Annotated in this window: 22 protein-coding genes; 11 read left to right on the top strand and 11 right to left on the bottom strand. The window is 47.6% G+C overall.

The genetic code is table 11. The annotated features are described in order from the left end of the window. Positions 1 to 30: 30 nt before the first annotated feature. Together KAI36_RS02340 and KAI36_RS02345 are read right to left on the bottom strand one after the other, a co-directional pair. Positions 31 to 1,392 (bottom strand): GntP family permease, encoded by a 1,362-nt coding sequence (locus tag KAI36_RS02340; protein ID WP_220026820.1) that lies wholly within the window; start codon positions 1,390 to 1,392, stop codon positions 31 to 33. A 132-nt stretch (positions 1,393 to 1,524) separates the two neighbouring features. Beyond that, complete coding sequence (locus KAI36_RS02345) at positions 1,525 to 2,220, bottom strand: GntR family transcriptional regulator (RefSeq protein ID WP_220026821.1); 696 nt, start codon at positions 2,218 to 2,220, stop codon at positions 1,525 to 1,527. 193 nt (positions 2,221 to 2,413) lie between these two features. Here KAI36_RS02345 and map point away from each other — a divergent pair, with 193 nt between their 5' ends. Both map and KAI36_RS02355 read left to right on the top strand, forming a co-directional pair. Beyond that, a complete protein-coding gene (map, locus tag KAI36_RS02350) occupies positions 2,414 to 3,160 on the top strand; it encodes a type I methionyl aminopeptidase (protein ID WP_007428495.1) in 747 nt (248 codons plus the stop codon). A gap of 709 nt (positions 3,161 to 3,869) precedes the next feature. After that, positions 3,870 to 4,832, top strand: coding sequence for a glycoside hydrolase family 26 protein (locus KAI36_RS02355; protein ID WP_104497382.1), 963 nt, complete (start codon positions 3,870 to 3,872; stop codon positions 4,830 to 4,832). Between the two features lie 236 nt (positions 4,833 to 5,068). Here the strand turns inward: KAI36_RS02355 and KAI36_RS02360 are convergent, their stop codons facing one another. Both KAI36_RS02360 and KAI36_RS02365 read right to left on the bottom strand, forming a co-directional pair. Further along, a complete protein-coding gene (locus tag KAI36_RS02360; protein ID WP_220026822.1) occupies positions 5,069 to 5,566 on the bottom strand; it encodes a CcdC family protein in 498 nt (165 codons plus the stop codon). Positions 5,567 to 5,731: 165 nt separating this feature from the next. After that, the gene (locus KAI36_RS02365; RefSeq protein WP_220026823.1) at positions 5,732 to 6,208 is read right to left on the bottom strand and encodes a disulfide oxidoreductase; all 477 of its coding nucleotides are present in this window, start codon (positions 6,206 to 6,208) and stop codon (positions 5,732 to 5,734) included. A gap of 237 nt (positions 6,209 to 6,445) precedes the next feature. Here KAI36_RS02365 and KAI36_RS02370 point away from each other — a divergent pair, with 237 nt between their 5' ends. Continuing rightward, the gene (locus KAI36_RS02370) at positions 6,446 to 7,072 is read left to right on the top strand and encodes a nitroreductase family protein (RefSeq protein WP_220026824.1); all 627 of its coding nucleotides are present in this window, start codon (positions 6,446 to 6,448) and stop codon (positions 7,070 to 7,072) included. A 106-nt stretch (positions 7,073 to 7,178) separates the two neighbouring features. On the opposite strand, the gene mprF is transcribed toward KAI36_RS02370, so the two are convergent. Then, positions 7,179 to 9,821 (bottom strand): bifunctional lysylphosphatidylglycerol flippase/synthetase MprF, encoded by a 2,643-nt coding sequence (mprF, locus tag KAI36_RS02375; protein WP_220026825.1) that lies wholly within the window; start codon positions 9,819 to 9,821, stop codon positions 7,179 to 7,181. A gap of 211 nt (positions 9,822 to 10,032) precedes the next feature. Here mprF and KAI36_RS02380 point away from each other — a divergent pair, with 211 nt between their 5' ends. From KAI36_RS02380 to KAI36_RS02390, 3 genes are all read left to right on the top strand, one after another. Next, positions 10,033 to 10,794 (top strand): AAA family ATPase, encoded by a 762-nt coding sequence (locus KAI36_RS02380; protein WP_025722438.1) that lies wholly within the window; start codon positions 10,033 to 10,035, stop codon positions 10,792 to 10,794. A 248-nt stretch (positions 10,795 to 11,042) separates the two neighbouring features. Then, on the top strand, positions 11,043 to 12,245 hold the full coding sequence (locus KAI36_RS02385; RefSeq protein WP_220026826.1) for an MFS transporter: 1,203 nt from the start codon (positions 11,043 to 11,045) through the stop codon (positions 12,243 to 12,245). Positions 12,246 to 12,467: 222 nt separating this feature from the next. After that, complete coding sequence (locus KAI36_RS02390) at positions 12,468 to 13,520, top strand: lactonase family protein (protein WP_220026827.1); 1,053 nt, start codon at positions 12,468 to 12,470, stop codon at positions 13,518 to 13,520. Positions 13,521 to 13,639: 119 nt separating this feature from the next. On the opposite strand, the gene KAI36_RS02395 is transcribed toward KAI36_RS02390, so the two are convergent. After that, on the bottom strand, positions 13,640 to 14,596 hold the full coding sequence (locus KAI36_RS02395; RefSeq protein WP_025718196.1) for an ArsR/SmtB family transcription factor: 957 nt from the start codon (positions 14,594 to 14,596) through the stop codon (positions 13,640 to 13,642). A gap of 271 nt (positions 14,597 to 14,867) precedes the next feature. After that, positions 14,868 to 15,833, bottom strand: a complete 966-nt coding sequence (locus KAI36_RS02400) for a hypothetical protein (RefSeq protein WP_220026828.1) — start codon at positions 15,831 to 15,833, stop codon at positions 14,868 to 14,870. A 273-nt stretch (positions 15,834 to 16,106) separates the two neighbouring features. On the opposite strand from KAI36_RS02400, the gene KAI36_RS02405 reads away from it, so the two are divergent. Both KAI36_RS02405 and KAI36_RS02410 read left to right on the top strand, forming a co-directional pair. Then, positions 16,107 to 16,739, top strand: coding sequence for an NAD(P)-dependent oxidoreductase (locus KAI36_RS02405; protein ID WP_076294492.1), 633 nt, complete (start codon positions 16,107 to 16,109; stop codon positions 16,737 to 16,739). 33 nt (positions 16,740 to 16,772) lie between these two features. Next, complete coding sequence (locus tag KAI36_RS02410) at positions 16,773 to 18,488, top strand: NAD(P)H-hydrate dehydratase (protein ID WP_220026829.1); 1,716 nt, start codon at positions 16,773 to 16,775, stop codon at positions 18,486 to 18,488. On the opposite strand, the gene KAI36_RS02415 is transcribed toward KAI36_RS02410, so the two are convergent. Beyond that, complete coding sequence (locus tag KAI36_RS02415) at positions 18,472 to 18,966, bottom strand: hypothetical protein (protein WP_023986747.1); 495 nt, start codon at positions 18,964 to 18,966, stop codon at positions 18,472 to 18,474. The genes KAI36_RS02410 and KAI36_RS02415 overlap by 17 nt on opposite strands. A gap of 170 nt (positions 18,967 to 19,136) precedes the next feature. On the opposite strand from KAI36_RS02415, the gene KAI36_RS02420 reads away from it, so the two are divergent. Further along, a complete protein-coding gene (locus KAI36_RS02420) occupies positions 19,137 to 19,973 on the top strand; it encodes an HAD hydrolase-like protein (protein ID WP_220026830.1) in 837 nt (278 codons plus the stop codon). Positions 19,974 to 20,140: 167 nt separating this feature from the next. Here KAI36_RS02420 and KAI36_RS02425 read toward each other — a convergent pair whose 3' ends face one another. After that, entirely contained in the window at positions 20,141 to 21,091 is a 951-nt protein-coding gene (locus KAI36_RS02425; protein ID WP_025723691.1) for a beta-ketoacyl-ACP synthase III, read from the bottom strand. A 245-nt stretch (positions 21,092 to 21,336) separates the two neighbouring features. Here KAI36_RS02425 and KAI36_RS02430 point away from each other — a divergent pair, with 245 nt between their 5' ends. Next, positions 21,337 to 22,017 (top strand): LexA family transcriptional regulator, encoded by a 681-nt coding sequence (locus tag KAI36_RS02430; protein ID WP_025723692.1) that lies wholly within the window; start codon positions 21,337 to 21,339, stop codon positions 22,015 to 22,017. Positions 22,018 to 22,132: 115 nt separating this feature from the next. After that, positions 22,133 to 22,939: a patatin-like phospholipase family protein gene (locus KAI36_RS02435; RefSeq protein ID WP_220026831.1), complete on the top strand. Its 807-nt coding sequence runs from the start codon at positions 22,133 to 22,135 to the stop codon at positions 22,937 to 22,939. A 180-nt stretch (positions 22,940 to 23,119) separates the two neighbouring features. Here KAI36_RS02435 and KAI36_RS02440 read toward each other — a convergent pair whose 3' ends face one another. Next, positions 23,120 to 24,871 (bottom strand): methyl-accepting chemotaxis protein, encoded by a 1,752-nt coding sequence (locus KAI36_RS02440; RefSeq protein ID WP_220026832.1) that lies wholly within the window; start codon positions 24,869 to 24,871, stop codon positions 23,120 to 23,122. 166 nt (positions 24,872 to 25,037) lie between these two features. Continuing rightward, positions 25,038 to 26,069, bottom strand: coding sequence for a ribonucleotide-diphosphate reductase subunit beta (locus tag KAI36_RS02445; RefSeq protein WP_023986750.1), 1,032 nt, complete (start codon positions 26,067 to 26,069; stop codon positions 25,038 to 25,040). Between the last annotated feature and the right edge of the window lie 18 nt (positions 26,070 to 26,087).

Below are 26,087 nucleotides of genomic sequence, written 5' to 3' on the forward strand. Positions count from 1 at the left end.
CCTTCACTTACCGTTATTAGCTCATTATCGTTAAATTAACACACTCAGCAGCATAATCAAACCGAAAGCGACCAGGGAGAGGATGGTTTCCATAACGGTCCATGATTTTAGAGTCTGCGGAACCGTCATATTGAAAAACTCTTTAATCATCCAAAAACCGGCGTCATTCACATGAGACAAGATCAGCGACCCTGCTCCTGTAGCAAGGACGACCAGTTCGACATTCGCGCCGGGTGTAAGTGCCAGTACAGGTGCGACAATACCAGAGCCTGTCGTCATCGCGACTGTCGCTGACCCAGTGGCTACACGAATGAGCGCAGCGACCAGAAAAGCAAATACAATCACATTCATATGGGCTCCTGTAGCGACCGCTGCAATGGCCTGACCTACACCGCTGTCAATCAATACCGTTTTAAATGCACCACCGCTCCCGATAATTAAGATAATAGAGGCTGTTGGTGCCAGACATTCACTGGTAAAACGGGACAAGTCCTCTTTCTTTAGACCACGTGCATAGCCTAGCGAGAAAAAAGAAAACACGGTCGCAATCAGCAATGCCATAACCTCATCACCAATGAATTTGAAAAATACAGTGAGCGGATGTGTATTGGCCGGGTCTACGATTTCAGCGACTGATCCGCTAAGCATTAGAATAACAGGCAACAAAATGGTGAACAAAGTAATCCAAAAAGGAGGCAACGACCGTCCCGTCGTATTTCTGAACTGCTCGTCCAGCCTCTCGGAAGGTCTAACCATGATTCTTTTGCCAATCCAAGCGCCGAAGACCGGGCCTGCAATAATGGCGGATGGAATGCCCACGATGAGTGCATATCCTATCGTGCGTCCAATATTGGCGTTAAAGGCTTCAATTGCGATCATCGGAGCCGGGTGGGGTGGCAAAAGACCGTGTACCGTCGATAGTCCTGCCAGCATTGGAATACCGATTTTCAGCAGAGACATATTCATTTTACGGGCAACCGTGAACAGGATGGGAATTAATAAAATAATACCAACCTCAAAAAATACCGGAATTCCCACGATAAAGCCTACGATCATCATCGCCCAATGAACGCGTTTTTCACCAAAACGATCCATCAGTGTGGTCGCGATGCGTTCGGCACCGCCGGATTCTGCCATCATTTTACCGAGCATGGTGCCTAAACCGATCACGATGGCGATGGAGCCGAGTGTACTGCCGAGCCCCTTGGTGATGGAGGCAGTAACTTCATGTCCCGGCATCCCGTTAACCAGTCCGAGAAATACCGACGAAAGCAGCAGTGAAACGAAGGGATTCCATTTGAATTTGGCAATCAGCAAAATCAAAAGAATGACGGTAACTAGCGCCCATATGAGCAGGGACGCGTTATGGCTCAAGCCGAATAATGTGTTCATGAAGTAATGCCTCCTTATTCATATATGTGTAGCCAAATGTATACTTGTCGACAACTTCAATTAAAAGAGAACCGCGCCAGCAAGAAACGCATAAAAGCGCGGTACATCGGCTCTTTGTCACGCATGTTGCGGCTAGGACGATGTCTTTCTGTAGGGAGACAGAACGCTATCGTTAACCGCGTTGCGGGTATCTCGATAATGTTCCTCAATAAATCCTGACATCTCCTGAGCATTCCCTTGACTTAAAGCGTTTGCAAAGGTTCGATGTTTGTGAATCGTGACTTGTGATTCTTCGATGTTAGACGCAAATCGTTGTTCTGTCGCAGCTAACATGACCGTCAGGATTAGCTGTCTCATACCGTTCCAGGTATGAAGAATACGGGTATGGCCTGCTTCCAGAACCAGAGCCTCATGAAAATTAAAATCCTGAAGAGAAAATTCAACGACATCCCTGTACTTGAGAGCGACTTCCATTTTGTCAATCATCTGATTCAAAACAGTCACCAATGTGGCATTATCACTATGTACATACCTTTGTACAACAAAATGCTCAATCAGCATTCGCACATCGAATAGCTCCTCCATATCACTGGGTGACATGCCGACGACAACCGCCCCCATGCGCTCCAAACGGATCAGTCCTTCGCCCGAGAGTGCCTTCAAGGCTTCACGCACCGGAGAACGACTGGTACCAAAATCGGCAGCAATCTGATTCTCAGATAGAACAGTGCCTGGCGTCTGAATGCCGCGTATAATCTGAAGCCGAAGTTCACAAGCAATCCTTTCCCCAAGCGATGCGCCCTGTAACCAGGTTGTTGGATATTTCATAGGATACTCCTATCTTGGAAATAATTTTGCATACTGGTATACAAGTTATGGAGTATTATATACCCCGTTTGAGATCCTTGTAAACGGTGTCAGTTGACATCGGTTCCATTTCGCTGCTTTTAGCGTTACAATAGAAGCAGAAAAAAGAAGCAGTGAAAAGTGGAACGAACACGGAAAAGAAGGAGACCGTTTAATGATTATCATTAAAACCAAAGAACAAATTGAAAATATGAAAAAAGCTGGTGAAATTTTGGCTGCTTGCCATCGGGAAATTGCCAAAATGATCAAGCCAGGCATTACGACACTGGAAATCGACGCTTTCGCAGAATCCTTTATGAAGAAGCATGGCGCAACGCCGGAGCAAAAGGGCTATAACGGCTACCAGTTTGCAACATGTGGCTCACCTAACGATGTGATTTGCCACGGCTTTCCGAATAAGACACCGTTGAAGGACGGGGACATCGTGACGATCGACATGGTTGTGAACCTGAATGGCTGGCTGGCAGATTCCGCTTGGTCGTATGCGGTGGGTAATGTGTCTGAGCAGGCGCAAAAGCTGCTGGATGTTACCAAGGAATCGCTGTATAAAGGGATTGAGCAAGCCGTTATCGGTAACCGAATCGGAGATATTTCCCATGCGATACAAACCTACGCGGAAGCGGAAGGCTTCTCGGTCGTACGCGAATTTATTGGGCACGGCATCGGGGAAGAGATGCATGAGCAACCGCAGGTTCCACATTACGGACCGCCGCACCGTGGACCACGCTTAAAAGAGGGCATGGTCATTACAATTGAGCCGATGCTCAACACAGGCACATACCGCAGTAAAATTGACGCGGACGGCTGGACCGCACGCACGTTGGACGGCGGCTTGTCTGCGCAATACGAGCATACGCTGGCCATTACAGCAGATGGCCCGATCATTTTGACCCAGCAATAAAGGCAGGCACCCCTCGGTAGCATACAGACTACCGTGGTGAATGGGCTAGACATATTACAGAAAAGGGGCTGTCCAGGGGACAGTTCCTTTTGCTACGTGCATTCTATAAAAGTCTAGTACATGCGTCGAATAATAGTTCACCTCTAAAAAACCGAATTTGGCCCAAAGGCCGAATATCGGTTTTTTTCGTTTCATGAGTGCCGACGCTAGTGATCCGCGGTTGCTAACTATTCTACACGTGTGTTTATTTTCTAGGCTATTGATAACGGGATACGTTAAGTGTGTGATTATGAATCTTCTATATAGTACAAAAATAACAATATTTTGAATCCCAATTCATAAGAATGAAATGAAAAAATTTCCTTTATTACACACTTAGCCCCTACCATACCTTGCAGGAATTGTTTGTTTGTTGTTATATGAATTATTTTTTGCTCTAATAGAACTATTTCAGCTTTTTTCCTTGATGTCGATATAATTGAGGGTCGCAAAAGCGTATTCCTTTAGGAAGATGGAGATTAACTCGCTAAAACGAAAAGCATGTAGGTTGCGATTCAAAATTGTCTTAGGGATGATTGTGTCAGAATGTCAAAAGTGTTTGGGGAAATAAGGGAGTATAAGTTCTTGATAACTTCTTGTTTCCCGCATAACACACCTTAAGTCTTGCGATTACAAGCAGCAAGATATAAACATTAGGAGGATTACCAATATGAATTCATTCAAGAAAACGAAGAGCTTGATCAGCGCCCTGACCGGGGCTGCATTATTATTCTCGCTACCAATGACGGCAGGCGCGGAGAGCAATATCAACTATACAGGCATGTTCCTGGGCTATGACGGAAGTGTAAACACCAGTCCTGTCTGGACCTACAACCCTGACATCGTCTCCTATGATCTGCTGAACTGGAACCAGGGGGGAACCGATGCAGCCTCCATTACCTCCAATAGCGCCTCCGCCATCCAAGCCTTGGGGAAAATCGTCACCGTTTCCACCCACATGCCCAATCCCCAGGGTGGAAATGTAAACGCCCCGATGTCTGATTCCGATTTCGAGATCTTGGCTAATACAGACATTTCATCCATCAATTCGTCCAGCCCCGCATGGCTGCAAAATTATAAGGCCCAGGTTGACAATGTAGTGACCGGCCTGCAAAAGTTTAACTCATCCCCCGTTTACTACAGACCCTTCCATGAAATGAACGGAGGCTGGTTCTGGTGGGGAGACAAAAACACGACGGACTATAAGAACCTGTACATCAATCTGTACAATTACATCGTGACGACCAATGGCATGTCCAACGTCAATTTTGTCTATGCCCCTAATAAAGGAGCCAACGCGGCTGCTTATTACCCCGGCTCCAGCTATGTCACCTGGATTGGCATCGACGCCTACAGCGACGATCCGTCCAATGACAATGAAATTAAGATGGCTTACAATGACATCAAAGGACTTGGCAAAACTTATGGCTTCTGCGAAATTGGACCAGCCGTGGGTGGCGACCATGTGGATCGCAACAATAATCAGCTCAAGGAATTCGATTATTCGCTTTGGAACAAGGCCCTGAGCGAAATCTACACTGGAGCAAGCTTCTTTATCACTTGGGACGGCGCTTATGCTCCGCAGAATAACACAAACGGCAGCACGCTGTTTACAAAGGAGAGCTCCCAGTAAGTGTCTGGCGCCCGGCGTTCGGGCAGCACGGCATCAACGCGTTAACCCCAAGATGACCGCGGGGTCCTAGGAGAGTAGGACGTTTTCAAGCACGACAACAAAAGCACACCCTTAATGAATTGCGTAATGTAGCTTACGATAGACCAAAAAGACCAAAAGACACGGCTCCTGTTGGGAGAACGTGTCTTTTTGGTCTATACAGCAACATGCGAGCATGCATGTTAAAAAACCGTTTGTCAGATGCGAACTTCCGCCTCGTTCGGAACGAACTGACGATATTGAAAATACATACGAAGCCGCCAGTGTAACAAGGTCCCGAAGGCTAGGATGAAAAATAGCCCTGCTGTCTGCGGAATGGTAATGTAATGCTGAATAAATTCATGCAGCAGCAATCGGATGATCAGCAGGCTGATCAGGATAAAAAAGAAGGTACGTGAGCGTTGCACGAAAACCAGCCCTTCTTGCAACTCAAATTTGGTGCTGCGGATCAACGGGTAAGAAAAAATAAACCAGCCGACCAGAAAAGCGCCCAGCGCCCAAAGCAAGGGAACCCGTACTTCCGGCACCACAAACATCATAAAACCGGTGCTCATGCCGAGCGGAGGAATGATGATTTTTTTGGCATTAATCGGGCGATGACCTGTCTTCATACGGATGAAAATAGCCGAAATAGCGATTATGATCATACCGAAGGTTGCGCCATATTGCAGCAATGGGGTGCTAATATGAAACATGGACTGGCCCCCTCTATAAGGAATATAAGCGTTATTGGACAGACTGCAAACCTTTTACATTATACCACATATGCAATGGATATATTTAGTTACAGTCTTTCCTTGGGCAAGCGGATTATACGCCTCTTGGTGGTAACGGGTCCTATAATTAGGTCTCTTTCATACTTATGCGAGTTCCTTTGCTTGTACCTCTCCTTGAGCTGATTTTTTCTCCTGACGCATGATATAACCCATGGCTGCAATAATAAGGATAAAGGCGATCAGTGCGAGAAAAGGAATGGTGATAAAATCGAACCAGTTCAGGTAATCCTGTTCACAGGATACTCTGCCGCAGGAAGTTGAAGTTTGCGCAGCTGCTTTGGCGGCTGCATGGATGCGCTGAATGATAAAATGATAGGCCGAAATCGCGCCTCCAATGATAGCCAACGGCATGACGTAACGACGTATCCCCGAATCTCCTCGAAAATATGCAATTCCGAGCAGAATGGTCAGGGGATACATCAGAATGCGCTGAAACCAGCACAGCTTACAAGGCTCATACCCCAAAATCTCGCTGAGATACAGACTGCCCAATGTGGCCACACAAGCTACAACCCAGGCGACAAACAAAGCAATATCCGTTTTTTTAAACGATCCAATCATAGTAACGCTCCTTTTTTAATTCAAATGAGAACAAAATGAACTCACCCGTGTCTTGTCCCATCGGCAGGGATCTGCCGATATGTATGTCTTAATCCGTATTGTACTGTATTTTGAGTGCAGGGTCATACTTAAACATATTGACATCATTCACTATCATTTTTATAATTGCAGTAGTTTGGGAAGTTAATGAGGATTCAAGTTAGATATATATCATACGAAATTAGGAGTGTGCCTAGAATGTCGAGCAGTCCAAAAAATGAAACCCTATCTATTATTAGTGAAAGACACGCGGTAAAGAGCTATGTTAAGGATTTTAAATTGCCAGAGGAAGATTTGGAGGCTATTTTGACTGCGGCGATAGAAGCTCCTTCCGCTTGGAACCTTCAACATTGGAAATTCCTTGTCATCGAAAGCGAAGCGGACAAACAAAAATTGCTGCCTATCGCCTACAATCAGGGTCAAGTAGCGGAAAGTTCCGTTACGATTGCGATATTGGGTGATTTGGAAGCGAACCGCAACACCGTCATTTATGATCAAGCGGTAGAAGCAGGCGCACTGCCAGCAGAAATCCGTGACGCATTGGTAGGTCAAATCAACGGCGCGTACCAAAACCCTCAAGTAGCTCGCGATGCAGCTATCCTGAACTCTGCTTTTGCAGCACAAAACATTATGCTGGCTGCTAAATCTCTGGGCTACGACACTTGCGCAATGGGCGGTTTCATTCCAGCACAATTGATCGAGCAATTCAATATTCCGGCACGTTACCTGCCAACCCTGCTTATTAGCGTAGGTAAGGCACAAGTACCAGCACGTCCATCAGGACGTTTCCCACTGTCTGAAGTTGTTGTAAAAGGTAGCTTCTAAGAAGATTTGTGAATGTAAAAGGGTGTTCCTGCAACCGTTCGTGGTTGGGGAACACCCTTTTTTTCGTCGTGTTAGGATGTCAAAAGCCTTTTGGTTAGCCCTTTGTTTAGTCCGAGCGTTTGGACACGAGATATACCAGCTCCAGCGTCAGGATCGGTAGAAAGACAGAAGCCGGATAGGCCAGATAGCGCGGCTCCCATTGCGGCTTGAACTTATCCTTAAAGCGCCGAAGCCCCTGAAAACCGTAAAAATGTCCCCCGTATTGAAAAACGAGTCGAGCCAGCTTTTCCTCGCGCAATGCCTTTTCGCTTTGCCCTACCTGGGACAGGGGTGCCATTCCCAGATTAAATGTCGTATATCCACTCTCCTTGGCCCACTCAATGACCCGTGTGAATAAATAATCCATCGTGCCATTTGGCGTGTCAGGCAAGTGGCGCATCAGGTCAATGGAGACCGTCCGTCCATGATCATAGGCAGGGGCCATCGTAGCGAAAGCGATGACTTTTCCTTCAGAGTCCTTTAGCAATGCAATCGGCGCCAACTGAAGATAGGGCTCTTTGAACCAGCCGAGTGAATATCCCTTCTCCTTGCGCCCGTCCAGCCAAATATTCGAAACATGTCGCATCTCCTCAATCAGTGACGCCTCTAGAGGCGATTGGATGATTTCGAACGAGTAGCCATCGCGGTCAAAGCGGTTTTTGGCGCTGCGTAGCGCCTGATTGCTTTTGCCCGTCAGTGTAAAGGATTCCAGCGGCACCAGTGCTTCCTCGCCGAGTTTGAAAAAGCGATAGCCGTTCTCGTGATAGATGGACAAATACTCCGGTGATGCCTGATAAAATACAGCCGTTAACGCATACCGATCTGCGAAACGCTGAAATTCCTGAATCGCTTCACTCACACGTTCTTTTGGACCGAGTGGGTCACCTAATACAATCAGTTTGTCCCGGCTGCGAGCATAGGGAATGACGACCTGTTCATTTTTGGTCCAGTACAGATATTTATCGCCCAGAAAAAGCATATGAGAAACGAGATTACCACCCTGTCGTTCCAAAAATTCTTTTAGCTTATCCAGCTCCTGCGCGTCGGGTAGATTGCTGATACCACGCTGAGGTCGAAGAAAGAAGTACACCGTCAGGAATACCCATGCCAAAATCAGACTAAACACGGCAGTAACTCCGTAATCGCTGCGGTTCATAAAAAAGTCCAGATGGACCTTGGCGTGCAAATGGCGCATAAACGGAGTATTGGAGCCTGCCCCAATGATAAAATAAGCCCCGGTTACGAGTAGAGATAATCCGCCCCATATTAAAATATTGTGCCGATTCAGCGGTGCACTGACCCGATAAAACCGCGAGCGCGAGATCCATAGCATTAACGCCACGAACAGTAGAAATAAGGCTTCTTCAAAATCCAGACCTTTAATAAAGGTGAAAATGGCGCCGGCCAGCAGCAGTATCAATGTCAGTCGTAATGCTCTGCGAATACGCAGAGAGATTCCGTGGGACAGGACGACAAGCATAATCCCGATGATGACTGAGATTTCATGCGACAAGCGCATGACGGGCAGGCTGAGCAAATGCTCAGCAAAACGGAGCCGATATAACAGACCTGGCGTAGCTGCCGACAAAAGAAGCACCACGCCGGAGATGAGTACCAGCTTACCAAGCGCCCATACCCCTAGATCTGCCAAAAACCGGAATTGACCAGGCCAGCCCCATACCTTCTGCCAAGCATTAAGGGAGTAGTCCCAGCCCGTCTCAGCTAGCTGATTTAGGCGCTCGTTACGCGGAATCATTTCCAGCGCGGCTAATACCAAGCCGATGAGCCACGGGATGATGTAATAAAAGACGCGAAAGACCAGCAGCACAGCCAGTGCCCGATCTGAGTTGGCTCCCGCCATTTGCAGCCCGAGCAGGGCAATGATATCGAATGCCCCGACCCCTCCGGGTGCAAGACTGATCAACCCGGCAATCGCGGCTATTACATAAATGCCGAACACAGCATGCATCGGCAGTTCATGGAGCAAGTGCGAGCCGATCCATGCAAAGGTAAGGCCAGCCAGCAGCCACTCCAGCAGGGAAGCACTGATGGAAGCGGAGATGGTGGACCAGGAAAGCTGTCCTTCTCCCTTGTTGAACCATGTGGAGTACCGTTTGGAGCGCTGCATGATCAGAAATAGCGGCAAGTACAATGCCATTCCCCACAGCGCCCAATGAAGCCAAGGATGAGCATCCAGTACAGGCTGTACCGGATACAAATGGACAATGGCTCCCCAAGCCAGCAAAGATAGTCCGGTAATGACGACTGGCGAAAGAAACACGACCGCAGAGGTGATGACACCCAACGGCACACCGCTTTTTTTATAGAGTACTGTGCGAAGGCCCGCTCCTGTAAAGCCTGCAAACCCAAAGACATTATTGAAGGTATTGGAGATCCAGGCATAGCGAAATGTCGTTCCAGGCTTGACCTGAAGCTTGAAATGATGCCTGATTACGTAATCGTATGCGCTCATAGCCGCCACGGCAGCCAGTGAGAACAAGCCAATCTCGATGAGAAAGGTGGCATCCATTCGCCGCAGTTCATGAAGCATACGCGCCAGATTAAAGTCTTTTAGCTCTCGTCCGGCCTCCCATATAATAAAAGCCAGTACAGCCAGTGGTAGCAGAATACGTGTCAATCGCTGCCTGTAGACGGTCATCACGAACTGTACGATTTTAAAGGATTGAATCGATTTGTGATTAGATTTCATAGATTCACCTGCTTGGAAAAGAATGAGATGTACACGGAATGAAGTGCTTAGATTTCATGCCCGATGAACATTACTATATATTATACCTGTAATAATCGTTTGAATAACAACAGAAGGGTTACGAAATGGGTTTCAGTTTGATTGCTGTAAATAATTCCAATATAATGATGGAAAACCTAGTGAGTTGCTTGGCAATGGAGCTGAACTGGACATGAGTATATGGGATCGTAATCTTTTTATACGTCGCCTGGAGCTGATATGGCCTCCAGATGCTGACAAGAGCCAATATCCGTTTAACTTAAAAGCCTTACACCAGTGGAATGAACTTAAATTTCATCCTTCCGTTACCTATATTATTGGAGAAAACGGTGTAGGTAAATCGACGCTTATGGAGGCAATCGCGGTCGCGTGGGGATTTAATCCAGAGGGCGGTACTAAAAATTTTAATTTTTCTACACAAGCCACGCATTCCTCACTGCATGAGCATATCCGGCTGGTAAGAGGGATAGAAAAGCCGAGAGATGGCTTCTTTTTCCGGGCGGAGAGCTACTATAATGTGGCGACTCATATCGACGAGCTGGATCGCGAAGGAGGAGGGCGACCGATTCGAAATTCCTACGGGGGTAAATCGCTGCATGAGCAGTCGCATGGCGAATCTTTTTTTGCTGCATTTGTGCATCGGTTTGGAGGACAAGGATTGTATATTTTGGATGAACCGGAGGCTGCGTTATCTCCTTTGCGCCAGATGGCCATGCTTGCACGGATTCACGAGCTCGTACAGCAGGGATCACAGTTTATCATTTCTACTCATTCCCCCATTTTGATGGCTTATCCAGATTCCATCTTGTATCATCTGACACAAGAAGGGATTGACACCCGGACGCTGGAGGAAACCGACCATTTTATCATTACGAAACAATTTCTGAATAACAAGGAAAAGATGATACGGGAGCTATTCGAAGATCCACAATAGGGATCATAGGGACCGCCAGACCGTTTCATAAATTCACCCTTGTCGTTCGTTATGAGAGGGACAACTTCGTCTTTTCAGGTTGTTCCTTTTTACTGTTCTGCCAAAGGAAAGATTCAGGGTTATCGGAAGTATTTTATGATTGTTATTTGTCTCTCGCTCTATTAATATAATGAAGAGTTTTGCTGGAATGGTTGCAAAATGAGATTTTCGTATACGAAATAAAGAACCTGAGGAGGACAAAACGCAACATGTCAGATTCACAACAGTTGAAAATGGGACCGCTGGTCATTTTGATGATTAATATGTTTATTGCCATGCTGGGAATTGGTCTCATTATTCCGATACTCCCTAAGTTTATGAGCTCCTTAGGAGGCAGTGGTGAAACGGGCGGTTATTTGGTTGCCGTGTTTGGCTTAACCCAATTCCTGTTTTCGCCGCTAGCGGGAGAATGGTCCGATAAATACGGACGTAAAAAAATGATTATTATCGGTTTGGTAATCATGACAGGGTCTTCTGTATTGTTTGCGATTGGGGAATCGTTGACCATACTGTATATCTCCCGTTTGCTGGGTGGTGCAGGGGCGGCTTTTATGATTCCTCCGATGATGGCCTATATTGCTGACATTACAACGGTCCATAATCGCGGTAGAGGAATGGGGCTGTTGGGTGCTGCCATGTCTCTTGGCTTTGTGATCGGTCCTGGTGTGGGCGGCTTGCTGGCGGATATCTCGATTCGTACGCCCTTATATGTTTCGGCGGCCGTATCGGGCGTAGCTGCACTGATTTCCTTGATTATGCTGCCCGAAACCTTGTCGCTGGAGAAACAGTTGAAGTTTCGGAATGTCAAGGCCAAACGTGACAATGTGATTAAACAGTTTGCCCTTTCTTTCCGCAAGCCTTACTTTATGTTGCTGATTATGATATTCACGTTAACCTTTGGACTGACACATTTTGAAACGATGTTTCCTTTCTTTGTGACGGGGAAGTTTCATTATAATGAGCGGGATATTGCTATCATTATTACCGTAGGTGCACTGGTCGGAACCGTGATTCAAGCTGTGGTAATCAGTCCGATGTTGAACCGTTTTGGCGAAAAAGGTGTCATCATCGGTTCCTTTCTGTTTTCGGCGATTCCCCTTGTGCTTATGCTGCTCTCTGGCAACTTTTATTATGTACTCGGGGTATCGCTCATCTTCTTTACCGCTACGTCGTTGCTTCGTCCAGCCATTAATACTGCTTTATCCAAAATGGCGGGGGATGAGCAGGGAGTTGCAGCCGGCATGAACAATGCTTATATGAGTATTGGTAATATTCTAGGACCTGCGCTTGCGGGTACATTGTTCGAGGTGCATATCAATTTGCCATACATTTTTGGGGCAGCCATTCTCATTCTTAGTTTGGGTCTGGCTGTTAAATGGAAGAGCAGAGATACGCAAACCACAGCGGTTTAATGTTGTTCTTTTCGTAAAATTAGTCTCTTTTGGTGTGAACTGTGACGTTCTTGTGAAACACAGATGGCGCCGAAGGAGGCTATTTTTTTGCATACATCGCGAAACGTTAATGAAACGACAGAATCTTGGGTAATAATGCATGATGAGTTTACAACAAGACAAATAGTAGAGCTAAAAATCCAGATAATAGGTAAAAAAATAGCTAGAAGGAGATGAGAGCCGATGGAAGAGCGGAATGAGCAGTTATTTTATACAGGAACTTATGCGTCTCGTCAGGAAAGAGGAATATATGTATGTGCTTTGCATGTGAACAATGGTGATCTGAGCATTATTGGAGGTGTGGAAGGGATTGAAAGGCCTTCTTTTCTCGCGCTACACCCGGATGGGACGAAGCTGTATGCTGCGAGTGAAACAGAAGGAGGCGAGCTGTATGCGTATCAGGTGAATGCCCAGACGGGGGAATTACACCCTTTGGATCGAAAAGGGACGGAGGGAGCGCATACTTGTTATGTTTCCGTAACAACCGATGGAAGATATGTGCTGGCTTCTAACTATTCAGGCGGCAATGCCGTTGTGTTCCCTGCGACGGAAGCTGGAGGATTAGGAGACATGTCGGGGCAAGTTCAGCATACCGGCTCAGGCATTCGCCAGGACCGCCAGGATGCGGCACATCCGCATTCGATTATTCCAGATCCTTCAGGACAGTATGCCATGGTATGTGATCTGGGACTGGACCAGATTGTGGTATACCGTTTGACAGAGGATGGAAAACTGGTGACCCATCGTGAGACAGATTTGCCACCGGGTTCTGGACCGCGTCATCTGGTTTTTCATCCTTCGCGTCCATATGCTTTTGTCGCCAATGAGTTGAACAATACAGTCGCTGTTTTTATTTATAACGAACGTAATGGTGAGCTTACATTGATGCAAAGCCTGTCCACACTGCCAGAAGGCATTATAGATGTAGAAAATACGGCAGCCGATATTCGGATTACGCCCTGTGGACGCTTTTTGTATGTGTCAAACCGCGGCCATGACAGCATCGTGCTATACCATGTCGATCTGGACAGCGGCAAGCTGAAGACGGTTGAATGGGTGGAAACCTTCGGCAGTACACCGCGTAACTTCAACATCTTGTCCGGTTATCTGATAGTAGCGAATCAGGATGGGAACAACATCGTATCCTTTGCCATCCAAAGTGAGGATGGACGGCTGACCCGAACGGGATATGTGCTGGAGGTTCCTTCACCTGTGTGTATTGAACCTGTTCGCTAATCGGATAGCACGTGGCAAAAGAGTACGATATAAGTGGATGAAAAATAAAACACGGCGCTTTGTTTCCCATGAAAGGCATGGGCCAAACGCCGTGTTCAGGTCTTGAAGTGGTCTAAAAGCTACTTGCTGCTATCGCCAGCTTCTACCGCTACTGTTTTGGTATGATTTTCTGTATGTTTGTAGTACAAACGGAACAGGATGTCCTGATTGTAGTTACCGAATCCGGTACCGAACAGAGTAACCCCTCCAACATGCTGGGCATCATCCAATATGGCAATGCGGAATTTCCATTGCTTCTGATCAATCAGCACTTGGCTTAAAGTCACGTCGGATATTTGCTTGCCATCCATAAAGGTACCTTCAGAGGTAACGCGAAGTCTTTTAAGGAGACCATATTGATTGATAAAATCAGGCCACCATGCAGGTGTGTATTTACCACGGTTATCCCCGAAATCCCCTGGGCTGGTCCATGTACCCAAATTCACATCATTTAGGAAAAAAGTGATATCTGAAGGCCAATTATCATTGGTAAAAGGGGCCTCGGACGATAGTTCCATCGAAATTTCCAGTTCCTCAGCTTTTTGGCTGGACAGTAGGAAATTCGGCACCTTATAATCCATATAACCTTGGCTGAACCACAGAATTTTGGAATTGAAGCGCTCAGGGTCCAAGAACGAACGAGGCTCATCGAATTCACCAATGATCTTTTCGACGGTAGCCAGTCCGCAGGTCGACTGTATTTCGAAATCTGTAAAGTGTCCGACGGAAATCTCCGTCTGATGGAATTGCCGTACATCCTGCTGATAGCGTGGCATGGCGATTTCAATTTTGTCTGTAGCCAGTGAGCACACTTTCTGTACCCCGCCTCGTCCAGGCAGCATTTTAGTTGAAATAATGGACGCTCTCTCCAGTTTCTTGACATGCATCGTCATAATCGCACTGCTGAGCCCCAACGCTTCCGCCAGCTCACGTATATTCATAGGCTTCTCCGCAAGCAGAACAATCATGTTTAGCCGAACCTCACTGGCCAGCGCTTCATAAACGGGAAGTGATTTTTCAGAAATGTCCAGTTGCATAGTTCCTCCAATTCTAACGCACATCATAAATTGATGGTAGTTTAACATATATGGATTTTTTTCAATAATCATACATAAAAAACGATATGATTTACATTTATATAAACAATATACCCTTTCCTTGATCACTGGCACAAGCCTAACCCCATAAAAAGCCGGAAATTGTTCAAAAAACAGGACACCCCATGAACTCTTTCTTTGTTGTTGGGATGTCCTGTGATGGTATGTGATTTGCAGGGTGGATACGGGATAGAGTCATGTGCCATTGGTGTTAGGACCGGATATGTTCTTCTGCCAAAGAAGAGTCAGCCGTTTTATCTTTATCTGCTGCGTGTAAATCCTGATGTTGAGAGGCATCTGCCTTGATCAAGCCGGGGTGACCAACATAAGGACGGTCACTGCGCGAGCGGCCTCGGGTAAGTCGGAAGCCAATCAAGAACAGCACAAGCTGCACAGCCAGTATGTAGGGAGACGCTTCCGGTCCGATCCATTGAAACAGAGCGACAGCGGCGATTACCATGCACAACAGGCTTGTTGGAAAATGGGATGCCGTCACGTCCAGATCATTTTGCCTGCGAAGGGTCATCAGCCGGTATACATACAGTAGGGCGATCAAGCCGGAAACGAACCTCATCCATGCACACCCTATGAGCCATGATGCAGATTGTACAGTGTCGGGCAGACTAACATCGACATGGCTGGAGGCTATCAGTTCCACAACCAGCCTTGAGACCAACCAGACGATTCCTGCCAGCGCCAACGGACCAGCTGCTGGACGTAATAGCTTCCACAATGCTGTTCCCCAGCCCGGAGCATGAGATTCCAGCAGAACCAGACGCCTTTCCTCGATGAGTTTGTTCATTTCACGCTCCAGTGATTTGAGAAGCAATTCTCTGCGGAACGTATCACACTCCCGAAGGGATGCTTGAACCTGCTCTTGAAGGTGAGGGGTCAAATAGGGAGCAGCTTTGGCTTCCTGAAGAGCGTGGATGAGTCCGTTCTGGTACTGCTTTTCGCTGTTATTGAACCCATTCTGGGTAGCGGTTTGGAGACAACCAGCTAATCGTCCATAGATACGCAGCGAATCCAGTAATTCTTCCAGCCGCTGCTGACGCGAATTTCGAAGCTGGGCTGCACTGTGAACATACAGCCATACCAGCAAAGACAACGCCAGCAGGAAGGCAATCAGACCGGGTGAGATATATGCGGCTAACGCCGCGAAGTCCGTCGGGGACACCCGCAATCCCTCCTTCCATTGTTCTTTCTACACTATTGCACAGACTACACAGGCATTTCAAGGGCTTGTATACCTTTGACCAGGATATATGAAGTATTTTTTGGTAAAATAGACAAGATACAAGCAGGAGGGTAGATTCGGTATGGATAAAGATATAAAAATTGCATCAGAAGATCATGAGACATCGAATCGATATCTTGCACGGGTTCAAGCTGGAGATAAAACGGATAAATAACAGTAAGTAAATTATAGACAGGAAGAAGGCACATTTATATGAAAGTTATTATTTTCGGAGCAACTGGAACCATTGGTCAAGCGTTAGTAAAGGAAGCAATCAAGCGTAAGTATGAGGTGACAGCAGCGGTGCGCGACCCCCAACGTGTGACGGAGCAAAGTGAATACTTGACGGTGGTTCAAGCAGATATTCTTAATCCGAATTCCGTTACGGAAGTGGCTAAGGGTCACGATGCTATCATTAGCGCGTACGGTCCCAAGTTTGGAGAAGAGGAAGAACTGCTCGAAGCGACTCGTTCTTTGCTGGAAGGAACTCGGCGTTCCGGCGCGGAACGCATACTTGTCGTTGGTGGAGCGGGAAGTCTGAAAACAGAAAACGGTGAACGCCTCATGGATACCGCCGAGTTTCCGGAGGAAGTGAAGCCACTGGCGGCTGCCCATGCAGATGCACTGGAGCTGTACCGCGCTGCGGATGTAGACTGGACCTATTGTAGTCCTGCCGGAATAATTGAATCGGGAAAACGTACAGGACAGTTCCGTATTGGTTTGGATCATTTGGTGGTTGACGAATTAGGCCATAGCCGTATCTCGGTCGAAGATTATGCGGTAGCCCTGATTGATGAATTAGTAGAAGGGGAATTTGTCAATTCCCGTTTTACGGTCGGATATTAATAAGCAGGGATAGCCATACGGGAGGCGAAAAGCATGTATATGGTGACCGCCGAAGAAATGCGGCAATTGGATCGGTACACAATTGACAGGCTGGGTATCCCGGCCCTTACCTTGATGGAAAATGCCGGGCGCGCGGTAGCTGACGAGGTATTGAAGCTATGTGCCGAAAGAAGTGGGAAGAGCAATGGCGGCTTCCCAGTAGGCACTGCTGATCTAACACGTGGGATTGAGCGTGCTGAAGTGTTAGGGTCGCAGTGGGCAGAAGAGGTTACACACACAGGGCCGGGGGATATACCGGGACATGGCGGTGTTATACGGACAGAGTCGTGGAGTCAAGGACGACATGACTTACGGGAACGAGAACACTGGTATATCCTCGTAGGTAAAGGCAACAACGGTGGTGACGGACTGGTAGCGGCTCGCCATCTAACGGATGCAGGGCTGCGCGTCACCGTTGTGTACGTCGAGCCGCCAGACACGCTGCGCGGTGAAGCGGCTGCGCAGCGCGATATCATCGCGGCTCTGGGTATCCCGGTGATCCTCTATGGCCGGGATACCCTCGACCTGCGCGGCGTCTCCGGCATCGTCGATGCCCTGCTGGGCACGGGCACGCAAGGCTCGCCGCGCGAACCCTACGCCTCGCTGATCCGCGAGGCCAATGCCAGCGGCGCGCCGCTCGTGTCGGTAGACGTGCCTAGCGGCCTCGACGCCGACACAGGTGCGCTGCACGAGCCGTGCATTCGTGCGCGCGTCACCGTATGCCTCGCCTACTTGAAGCGTGGGCTCGTCCAATATCCGGGCGCCGGGACTACAGGCGATGTGGTGGTACGCTACATCGGTATTCCACCCGGCCTTGCACGTGAGTGTGGCGTGCAGCTGCGGCTCTTGACCCGTGACACGCTGCACGCTGCACTGGACGTGGATGTAAGCCGCAGCCGCGTGCCGGACGGGCACAAGGGCACCTACGGCCATGTTCTCGTCGCGGCCGGAAGCCTGCGCATGAGCGGGGCGGGCTTGCTGGCCGCACGTGCCGCCCTGCGCATCGGCAGCGGCCTTGTCACGTGGGCAGTGCCCGAGGCGTTGTTGCCGCGCGTCATTGGAGCCGCGCCGGAACTGATGCTCGCTGCCGCAGCAGCAGGCGGAGACGGCGAATGGAATGCCGACTCCGCAGACGAGCTGCTACAGCTCGCGCAGGCACGTGATGTGCTGGCCGTCGGCCCCGGCCTCGGCCGCTTTGCAGGGGACACTGGCTGGCTGCGCCGCCTGTGGGAGGAATACGGCGGTCCGCTCGTGCTTGATGCGGACGCCTTGAACATCCTCGCATCGGCAGGGCCTGAGCTGGAGGCTTGGAAGCCGAGAAGTGCGGCGGTCGTACTAACGCCGCACCCCGGTGAAATGGCTCGTCTACTGGGCATACCGACAGCAGAGGTGCAGCGTGACCGCATCACCCATGCCCGGGAGTACGCCCGAACACGTGGGGTCACGCTGGTGCTCAAAGGAGCGCGCACTGTCATCGCTTGTCCCGACGGAACAGCCTACGTCAATACCACAGGCCATGCTGGGATGGCGACAGGCGGTGCGGGCGATGTGCTGACAGGCATCATCGCAGGTTTGCTGGCCCAGGGCTTGAATGCTTCGCAGGCAGCAGCCTTTGGCGTGTATCTGCATGGTGCGGCTGGAGAAACAGCCGCACGTCATCGCCAGCATCCTGCCTCTGTGATAGCTGGCGACATTATTGAAGCCCTATAGGCCATAGCAGCAGTGGCAGGAGGAAGGCCAGCATGATCTGTAATCCATATTCACGGTTCAGCCAGTACCTTCCTCCATAATACAGCAGTGTAATCCCTGCACCTGCTATGCCGTTGCTCCATGAAATGCCCGTTCCGGCAGGCGACATCAAAGAACCTAGCAGGAGAAAGACACTGAATCCTGCAGCGAGGTATAGGGTGAGCTGCTCGGGCTTACGAAGCCAGGGTAAAAGATCGCGTAGCGCATCAGCGGCAAGAGCGGCAGGAAGGGCAAAACCATAGGCCCACAGCTGCGCGGTCAGTTCACCACTATTGCCTGCTATAGTCAGAGGAATTCCTGTTATTTCCTCTGTCAGATAGCAGTAGACCCATAAGAGACCAAAAACCAATCCTCCACAGGCCAGTTTATTCAGCGCATAACAACCAAGCTCCATCCGCCAAGGCATTTTGGAATTAAATTCATTCCAAGGCTGTCTCATGTTGCGACTCCTCCTCTTATCACACTCGGTATTCACAACCAATCAAGGAATTTATTTTCAATTACAATCCGCTTACCGTTTACGACACTTCAGTTTACGTTAGCTGTGTATCATGTTCCTAAGCAAAATAAAGATTGCGGATAGCCGCGGTACGGAAAGGCGGGGATTGCATGATACAGGCGGTTATTTTTAATCTCGAAAGTACATTGTTAGACCCCGGAGGACGAGGCTTAACCCAGGGAATGCGTGACATTTTCAGATGGAAAGGTATACAGGTAACTGAAGAACAGGTATCTCATGGGCGAGGAATGCCGATCCGGGATCATATTGCGAATGTGCTGGGACTTTCAGAGGTTCGGAAAAAATGGCTGGAGTGCTTTGGTGCGCATCCTGGCAGAGCGGATATTGAGCATATTTATCTTGAGCTTGTCCCTGTTCTTCGTTCCTTGATCCAAGGGGCTGAGCCTGCTATCGGTATAGACAGGGCGCTGCAGGAGTTACAGGATCGTCGCATTCAGTCAGGTGCCACTGCATCCTGTCCGATGGAAATGCTCAGTCACAAGTTTACGCCTGCACAGTCACCCTATACGTTGGATTGTATGGTAGCCCCTTGTGAAGTTTCGCAGGGGAGGCCTTATCCGTGGATGATCTATGAAATTGCACATCGCTTGCAGGTATTCCCGCTTAGCGATATTGTGAAAGTAGGAGATACAGCAGCCGATATGCAAGAGGGACGGAACGCCGGTGTATGGACGATTGGTGTATTGAACCATAACGAAAGCGTGACGACCGCAGCTCAAACGACCAGCCATGAAGCGGACGACAGAGTGGCTGAGGAACGGCGCAGACAGAGTGTATATGGTTTGAAAAGGGCAGGAGCCCACATCGTGATGAACTCGGTCGCTGACTTGCCACGTATTTTGCGTGAAATTGAAATGCTCCAACATACGGGAGGATATCCCTCTTATATGAAGCAGGTAAAAACAGCGTTAATGCCACCATCGTGACTAGAAAGGCCTGAGTTTTTGATTGCTTAGTTCTAGGTTATATGTATGCACGTACCTGGATAAAGGTGAACTCTGCTTGGCTTTCACAATATAATAATGGAGCATTTCGCTACGTTAGCGAATGCTCCATTTTAGTTCACTCCTTTTTGTCTGTTGAACTGAAGAATTTATGCGATCTGAATAACTTGAACACCCCAGGCTAATCCTGCGCCGAAGCCAGCCAGGACGACAATATCACCAGCTTGAATTCGCTGCTGTTCCATAGCTTCCGCGAGCGCAATGGGAATAGAAGCAGCTGACGTATTTCCGTATTTTTCGATATTTATAAAGAACTTATCCAGTGGAATTTTCAACTTAACTGCCGCATGTTCAATGATTCGGATATTGGCCTGATGCGGAATGATCAAAGCAATATCATCTATGCTTAATCTTAATTCCTCCATAACTTTAGTCAGCATAGATTCCAGAATGCGCACCCCAAACTTGAAAACCTCTCGTCCATGCATTGTAATAGGCCCTGTGACGGGGGAGATCAGCATGTCTGCTCCACGTTCTTCCGAGCCAAGCAAGGAAAAAGACGAGAAAGCACCGGGATGAGATTGAAGGACAACAGCACCTGCTCCATCTCCAAATAAAACGGCGGTATTACGGTCCTGCCAATCTACGATTTTGGAGAACTTGTCTGCTCCAATCACCAGGACGTTGTGGTATGCACCCGCCTTCATCATGTCACTGCTGATCGAGAGGGCATATACAAAACCGGAGCAGGCTGCCGATAAGTCGAATGCAGGTGCGCGGCTTCCTAGCTTTTGCTTGACCAACATGGCCGTGGAAGGGAAAGCATAGTCAGGGGTGGACGTTGCCACTACAATAAGATCCACATCTTCCGATGATAATTGAGCACGGTGTAAAGCATGAGTTGCAGCCAGGACGGCAAGATCAGAGGTTTCTGCGGATGCTTCTGCGATATATCGCTGACGGATACCTGTTCGCTGAGTGATCCATTCATCGGATGTATCCAGAGATGCGGCTAATTCCAAATTGGTGAATAGTGATGCCGGTACATAGAATCCTGCACCCGTAATAGTAATGCCGTTGGGCTTGAGAGCTGATTGCATGAACGTTTCCCTCCAATAAAATAATCACACAAAAGACCGTAAAGACCAAAAAAACCAAAAAACGATATGGATAAAAATATAACACAAGCCAATTAAAAAGGAAATATGTAAAAGAGCAGCCCGCTGTGTGAGAATCAATAATCATTATGAGGCTTGCTTATATGGGTATTCAGTGCTAATATTTAGACACAAAAAACCCAAAAACGAATTCATAGAGAATTACACAGGGAGGTTACAACGCTATCGTGTCACTTACTAAACGCCGACTGCAATTTTTGCATACATTAGTGGAACTGTACCAAAAAACAAAACTACCTATTCATTATGAGGCCTTGGCTAAATCATTAGGGGTTAGTAAGTGGACGGCCTATGACATGCTGAAAGAAATTGAAAAGCTCGGGTTTATTACGCGCAGCTATGAGGTGAATACCAAGGTAACCGGACGTTCACAGGTTGTATTTGTACCTACAGATAAAGCTTCGGATTTGTTCAACCAGTCCCGGAATGAATTAGTGGATCTGGTGGATTGGAAAAAAACCGTCGAGAATATCTCGGGACTGCTCAAGGATTTGAACAATACAGGTCCCAATGAGGCGGTCCGAAAAATTTGGGCTGAAATTCCTGAAGCCAGTGTCAGAATCAATTTTTGCGCCTATATTATAGGGCTGCTTTTGATGTACTTGAAGAAGCTGGGAGGTAAAAGAGGTCCCTGGATTCAGCGGATTGTCCTTACAGCGCCAAGCAAGGAAATGGGCATGACCATGTTTGTTGGCACTGTGTTGGGTATGGCCTTACAAACGATGAACGATGAACTAGGCCTTGAAATTACGGAGCTGGTTTCCCGTTTTCTGCAATCCATTTCGGATCTTTCTGACGAGGAAAAAGGGTTGCTTTCCGATTTTCTAAGCGAGGCTTTTCATTTTTGAATATAACAGGAATGAGTCATTTGTGAGGAGAGGAAGCTGGCCTCCTTACGTTTAGTTTTTGGGTCTTTTGTGTGTTTGGACGCATGCAGTAAATACATGTAAAGGGGTTGCGTATATGCCGAAGGTAGGATTGGTTTTGGGTGGGGGAGCAGTCAGAGGACTTGCTCATTTGGGGGTACTGAGAGTGTTCGAAAGACACGGGATTCAGGTCGATTGTATCGTCGGTACGAGTATGGGCGGCATTGTTGGCGGACTTTATGCGGCGGGTGTTCCTACGGATGCTCTATTGGATTGTATTAAAAAGACACCTAAATACCGCCTGTTGGATATCGGCATACGCCATCGTGGTTTAATTGGCGGTAACAGCATGAATACGGTGGTGAATGAGCTACTGCAGCAGTATGGACAGCATACGCAGAAGATTGAGGATCTTCTTATCCGTTTTGAAGCTGTTTCTGTCGATTTACTGGAAGGCAAGCAATTCATTTTTGAACAAGGTGATTTGGTGACAGCACTGCGGGCTACGATGGCGTTTCCTGGCTTATTCGCTCCTGTGATGCATGAAGGCAAGATGCTGGTCGACGGAGGGGTATTAAACAATTTGCCTGTAGAAGAGATGAGTCGGGAAGCAGATTGTTTAGTAATTGCTGTTGATGTGGCACGGGGACATGAAAAGAAGCCGCCGCGAAATATGGTGGAAGTTGTATACCGCTCTTACAGCTTGATGACCGCCGAACGAAAGCATAATAGTCTCCGGCTAGCAGACGTTGTTATTCGCCCTGAAGTCGGACATATTGCGGCGTTTGATTTTACAAAATGGCCTGAATGCGTCGAGGCTGGCGAGGAAGCGGCTGAATGCATCATGGATGAACTGAAGCCGCAAATAGCCAATCATGGGCAATCAGCACAGATGCATGTTTAGTATGTAAAGAAAAGAAGTGCCTCTTAGTCGACACGCACGCATAGATCATCTGCCACTGATCCGCTCCAGACACATCTTGTATTTATCTGTTGAAAACGCAAATGACCCGTAAAAGAAACGCTTTTTCAAAGGTTCATCTTACGAGTCACAATTCATCATGCATGGGTAATCCCTTTTTTACTATTCAGCGTTTTTCACCCGGAACTGGTCAGCATGTCGCTGCAGATTGTTTGATAGTGTGGTCAGATTGCGGGCTACTTCGGATAGTTCTTTTACCGCTAGGGCCTGCTTCTGAGCGCTTGCTGATACATCTTCTGTCATTCCGGCAGTCTGCTGTGCCGCGCTGGCTGTGTGATTTAAATGTTGATCTACGCTGTGACGTACCTCTTGCATCTCTGCCGTCAATTGAGCCAGATGTGCAGCTAACTCCTGAACTTCCTGTGAAACCTGGGTGACTTTGTCAACAGACTGTAGACATACAGAAATTTGGGTTTCTTGTTCATTGACGGTCTTTATGTTTTCATCAAATTGATCACCCATTTGCTCAATTTGCTCAACAAAGCTTTTTAAGATTTCGTCGATTTCACGAATCGATATGGCGGATTGTTGGGCAAGTTGTCCCATTTCATGAGCGACCACAGAAAAACCCTTGCCAGCTTCGCCTGCACGTGAGGCTTCAATAGATGCATTAAAGGACAAAATCTGCGTCTGCTTTACGATGCCCTGTACCTGCTGACCGATGTTAGCCGCCTCGCGGGATTTTTCGGTTAACGCGTGTGACATGCGCTGCATCTGCTTGATACGCAAGGCGCTTTCTCGTCCTTTCTCTAATAACAGTTCATGCTCACTAGCTACCTGATTACGAACCTCATTGAGATGATGGGCCGTATCCGTAAATTGTTGCACATGGCTTCCGACTTCATCCAGCGTTTGTCCTAATCGATCAGATTGTTGAACCGATTCCACCGCTTGATCCGCTTGGTTAATAGAGACATCGGCAATTTGCTGGAGTGTACGGGACAGTTCCTCAGTCTGGTGGAGTGTTCCTTCCGTTGTCACGACAATATTCTCCGATGCGTGCTGGAGTGTGCTTGAACTGCTTTGAATATCCACAATCATATTCGACATGGCTTCCACCATTTTGTTCGTCAATTTGCTGATTTCGCCTAACTGATCATATGTTACTTGCGACGATGTAACCGTAAGGTTGCCGTCGGCTACTTGCTCCAGTGTATTTTTAATAAATCTCACCTGATGCAGTATCCGCCGGGTTACCAGCATCATAGCCGCAATTGAGATGATCAGAATGATGGAGATAACAGGGATAACTAATCGGTAGGCCTCGGGCAAGGTATGTTCGTATACTTCAGTCACAGAGGAGAGGGATCTGTCGATTCCCAAATAACCAATGATGGTTCCATCTGTATCCTTAATGGGAGTAAAGGAGGAAAACATCGTCCCCCACTCAGGGTCCGTTGTAATATCTGTAGTTACCGTTTCCCCTTGTTTTAATTTCTCTTCCGTTTCTTTAAGGGTAAAACTTACAGGAGTTCCGAATGGACTGTAGTCTTTGTCGTCCCATGCGGCTCCATCCACCGTTATTTTCCACTCATCTCCAACGCGGTTGTACATATAGGCGTACAGAATTCCAGTTTGCAGTCTGAGCGTATTTAACTCGTTCCGAAGCTGCTTATACTCGCTGCTTTGCTCAGATGAATCGGTGTTTAAGCTCTTGACTGCGGACTTGTCCAATAACTGGGCCGTGTTCTTTGCCAGCGTTTCATTGTTTAGCTGCATGGTTGATAGAGAAGCATTTTGGATAGATCGATTGGTCGTCCACAGAACAATAACGCCAATCACTATTAAAGGAATGAGCAAGATGAAGTAGAGTTTGGATTGTAATCCCATTCTTTTTTTAACGCCGCTTTTCATAATATGCTCCTTACTATATTTTTTTCACCTTCATATATATCGTGTACAAATAGGAAAATATGAATAGTAATTCAGATGTTTTCATGATTTTTTTGCGTATTTGCGTAAATTCTCATGAAAAAAGCCTTAGCCCGGTAAGTACCGAGTTAAGGCTGTATCTTATGACTTACAAATCGTCAAATCCGTTGTCATCTCCGACCTTGCCATAATTGCGTGATTTTGCTTCAAAAAAGTCCGTTTTTGTCGCATTCAGCGCTTCGTCTGAGAATGGTTTAATCCAAGGCATACAGTTTACATCTACGCCTTCGTATGCTTTGTCCATACCAAGCAATCTCAGGCGCATATTTGCCATGTATTTGATATAATCGCTCAGCTCGTTCAAGTCGATGCCGCGAACCTCTTTGAGCGTATAATGCGCCCAATTCGTTTCCAGCTCCACAGCGCGGTTAATCATACGATAGACATAGTCCGTATTTTCCTTGGTGTTCAGCTCAGGGAAGTCAGACAATAGCTGCTTGAACACTTCAGCAAAAAAGTAGCAATGCTGATTTTCATCACGCTGAATATACGAGATCATTTGGCTGGTCGCCATCATTTTCTGATCACGGGCCAAATTGTAGAAGAAAGCAAATGTACTGTAAAAGAAAATGCCTTCCAGAATCAAATCGGCTACCATCGCTTGGAAAAAGGTTTGCGGGTTCTGCTCATCGCGGAACTCCTGGTAAATATCTGAGATGAATGTGTTACGCTCTAGCAGGACAGGATCGTTTTTCCAGTATTCAAAAATTTCCTTCTGTTCCTGATCTGACACCAAAGAAGACAGAACGTAGGAGTAGGACTGGTTATGCACCACTTCCTGCTGTCCGATAATCGCCGAAATAGCTTCCAGCGAGGAATCGGTAAAATAGCGTTTTACATCCCCGACAAACATCGTTTGCATGGAATCCAGCACAGCCAGCAGACCAATGTTAATTTTGAAGGTGCGCTGTTCTTCAGCATCCAGCACAGGGAACTGGGACGCGTCCTTGGACATCGGAATTTCATCTGGAATCCAGTGGTTCAGCAGCAGCACTTTATACAGTTTGTACATATGCGGCATCCGAATATCGTTCCAATTCAAAATACCGGAGCTTTCGCCTTCAATAATACGGGTAGAGCGATTCGGCGCTTCTGTGTTAAAAATCTTCTGTAACTGCATGAGAGCTTCTCTCCTTTA

The sequence above is a fragment of the Paenibacillus sp. S02 genome (genome assembly GCF_019454065.1).
In the GTDB taxonomy this organism is placed as follows: domain Bacteria; phylum Bacillota; class Bacilli; order Paenibacillales; family Paenibacillaceae; genus Paenibacillus; species Paenibacillus polymyxa_B.

Coding starts and splice junctions, on each gene's coding strand:
- KAI36_RS02340 (WP_220026820.1), bottom strand. CDS start 1,392: ATGAACACATTATTCGGCTTGAGCCATAACGCGTCCCTGCTCATATGG.
- KAI36_RS02345 (WP_220026821.1), bottom strand. CDS start 2,220: ATGAAATATCCAACAACCTGGTTACAGGGCGCATCGCTTGGGGAAAGG.
- map (WP_007428495.1), top strand. CDS start 2,414: ATGATTATCATTAAAACCAAAGAACAAATTGAAAATATGAAAAAAGCT.
- KAI36_RS02355 (WP_104497382.1), top strand. CDS start 3,870: ATGAATTCATTCAAGAAAACGAAGAGCTTGATCAGCGCCCTGACCGGG.
- KAI36_RS02360 (WP_220026822.1), bottom strand. CDS start 5,566: ATGTTTCATATTAGCACCCCATTGCTGCAATATGGCGCAACCTTCGGT.
- KAI36_RS02365 (WP_220026823.1), bottom strand. CDS start 6,208: ATGATTGGATCGTTTAAAAAAACGGATATTGCTTTGTTTGTCGCCTGG.
- KAI36_RS02370 (WP_220026824.1), top strand. CDS start 6,446: ATGTCGAGCAGTCCAAAAAATGAAACCCTATCTATTATTAGTGAAAGA.
- mprF (WP_220026825.1), bottom strand. CDS start 9,821: ATGAAATCTAATCACAAATCGATTCAATCCTTTAAAATCGTACAGTTC.
- KAI36_RS02380 (WP_025722438.1), top strand. CDS start 10,033: ATGAGTATATGGGATCGTAATCTTTTTATACGTCGCCTGGAGCTGATA.
- KAI36_RS02385 (WP_220026826.1), top strand. CDS start 11,043: ATGTCAGATTCACAACAGTTGAAAATGGGACCGCTGGTCATTTTGATG.
- KAI36_RS02390 (WP_220026827.1), top strand. CDS start 12,468: ATGGAAGAGCGGAATGAGCAGTTATTTTATACAGGAACTTATGCGTCT.
- KAI36_RS02395 (WP_025718196.1), bottom strand. CDS start 14,596: ATGCAACTGGACATTTCTGAAAAATCACTTCCCGTTTATGAAGCGCTG.
- KAI36_RS02405 (WP_076294492.1), top strand. CDS start 16,107: ATGAAAGTTATTATTTTCGGAGCAACTGGAACCATTGGTCAAGCGTTA.
- KAI36_RS02410 (WP_220026829.1), top strand. CDS start 16,773: ATGTATATGGTGACCGCCGAAGAAATGCGGCAATTGGATCGGTACACA.
- KAI36_RS02415 (WP_023986747.1), bottom strand. CDS start 18,966: ATGAGACAGCCTTGGAATGAATTTAATTCCAAAATGCCTTGGCGGATG.
- KAI36_RS02420 (WP_220026830.1), top strand. CDS start 19,137: ATGATACAGGCGGTTATTTTTAATCTCGAAAGTACATTGTTAGACCCC.
- KAI36_RS02425 (WP_025723691.1), bottom strand. CDS start 21,091: ATGCAATCAGCTCTCAAGCCCAACGGCATTACTATTACGGGTGCAGGA.
- KAI36_RS02435 (WP_220026831.1), top strand. CDS start 22,133: ATGCCGAAGGTAGGATTGGTTTTGGGTGGGGGAGCAGTCAGAGGACTT.
- KAI36_RS02440 (WP_220026832.1), bottom strand. CDS start 24,871: ATGAAAAGCGGCGTTAAAAAAAGAATGGGATTACAATCCAAACTCTAC.
- KAI36_RS02445 (WP_023986750.1), bottom strand. CDS start 26,069: ATGCAGTTACAGAAGATTTTTAACACAGAAGCGCCGAATCGCTCTACC.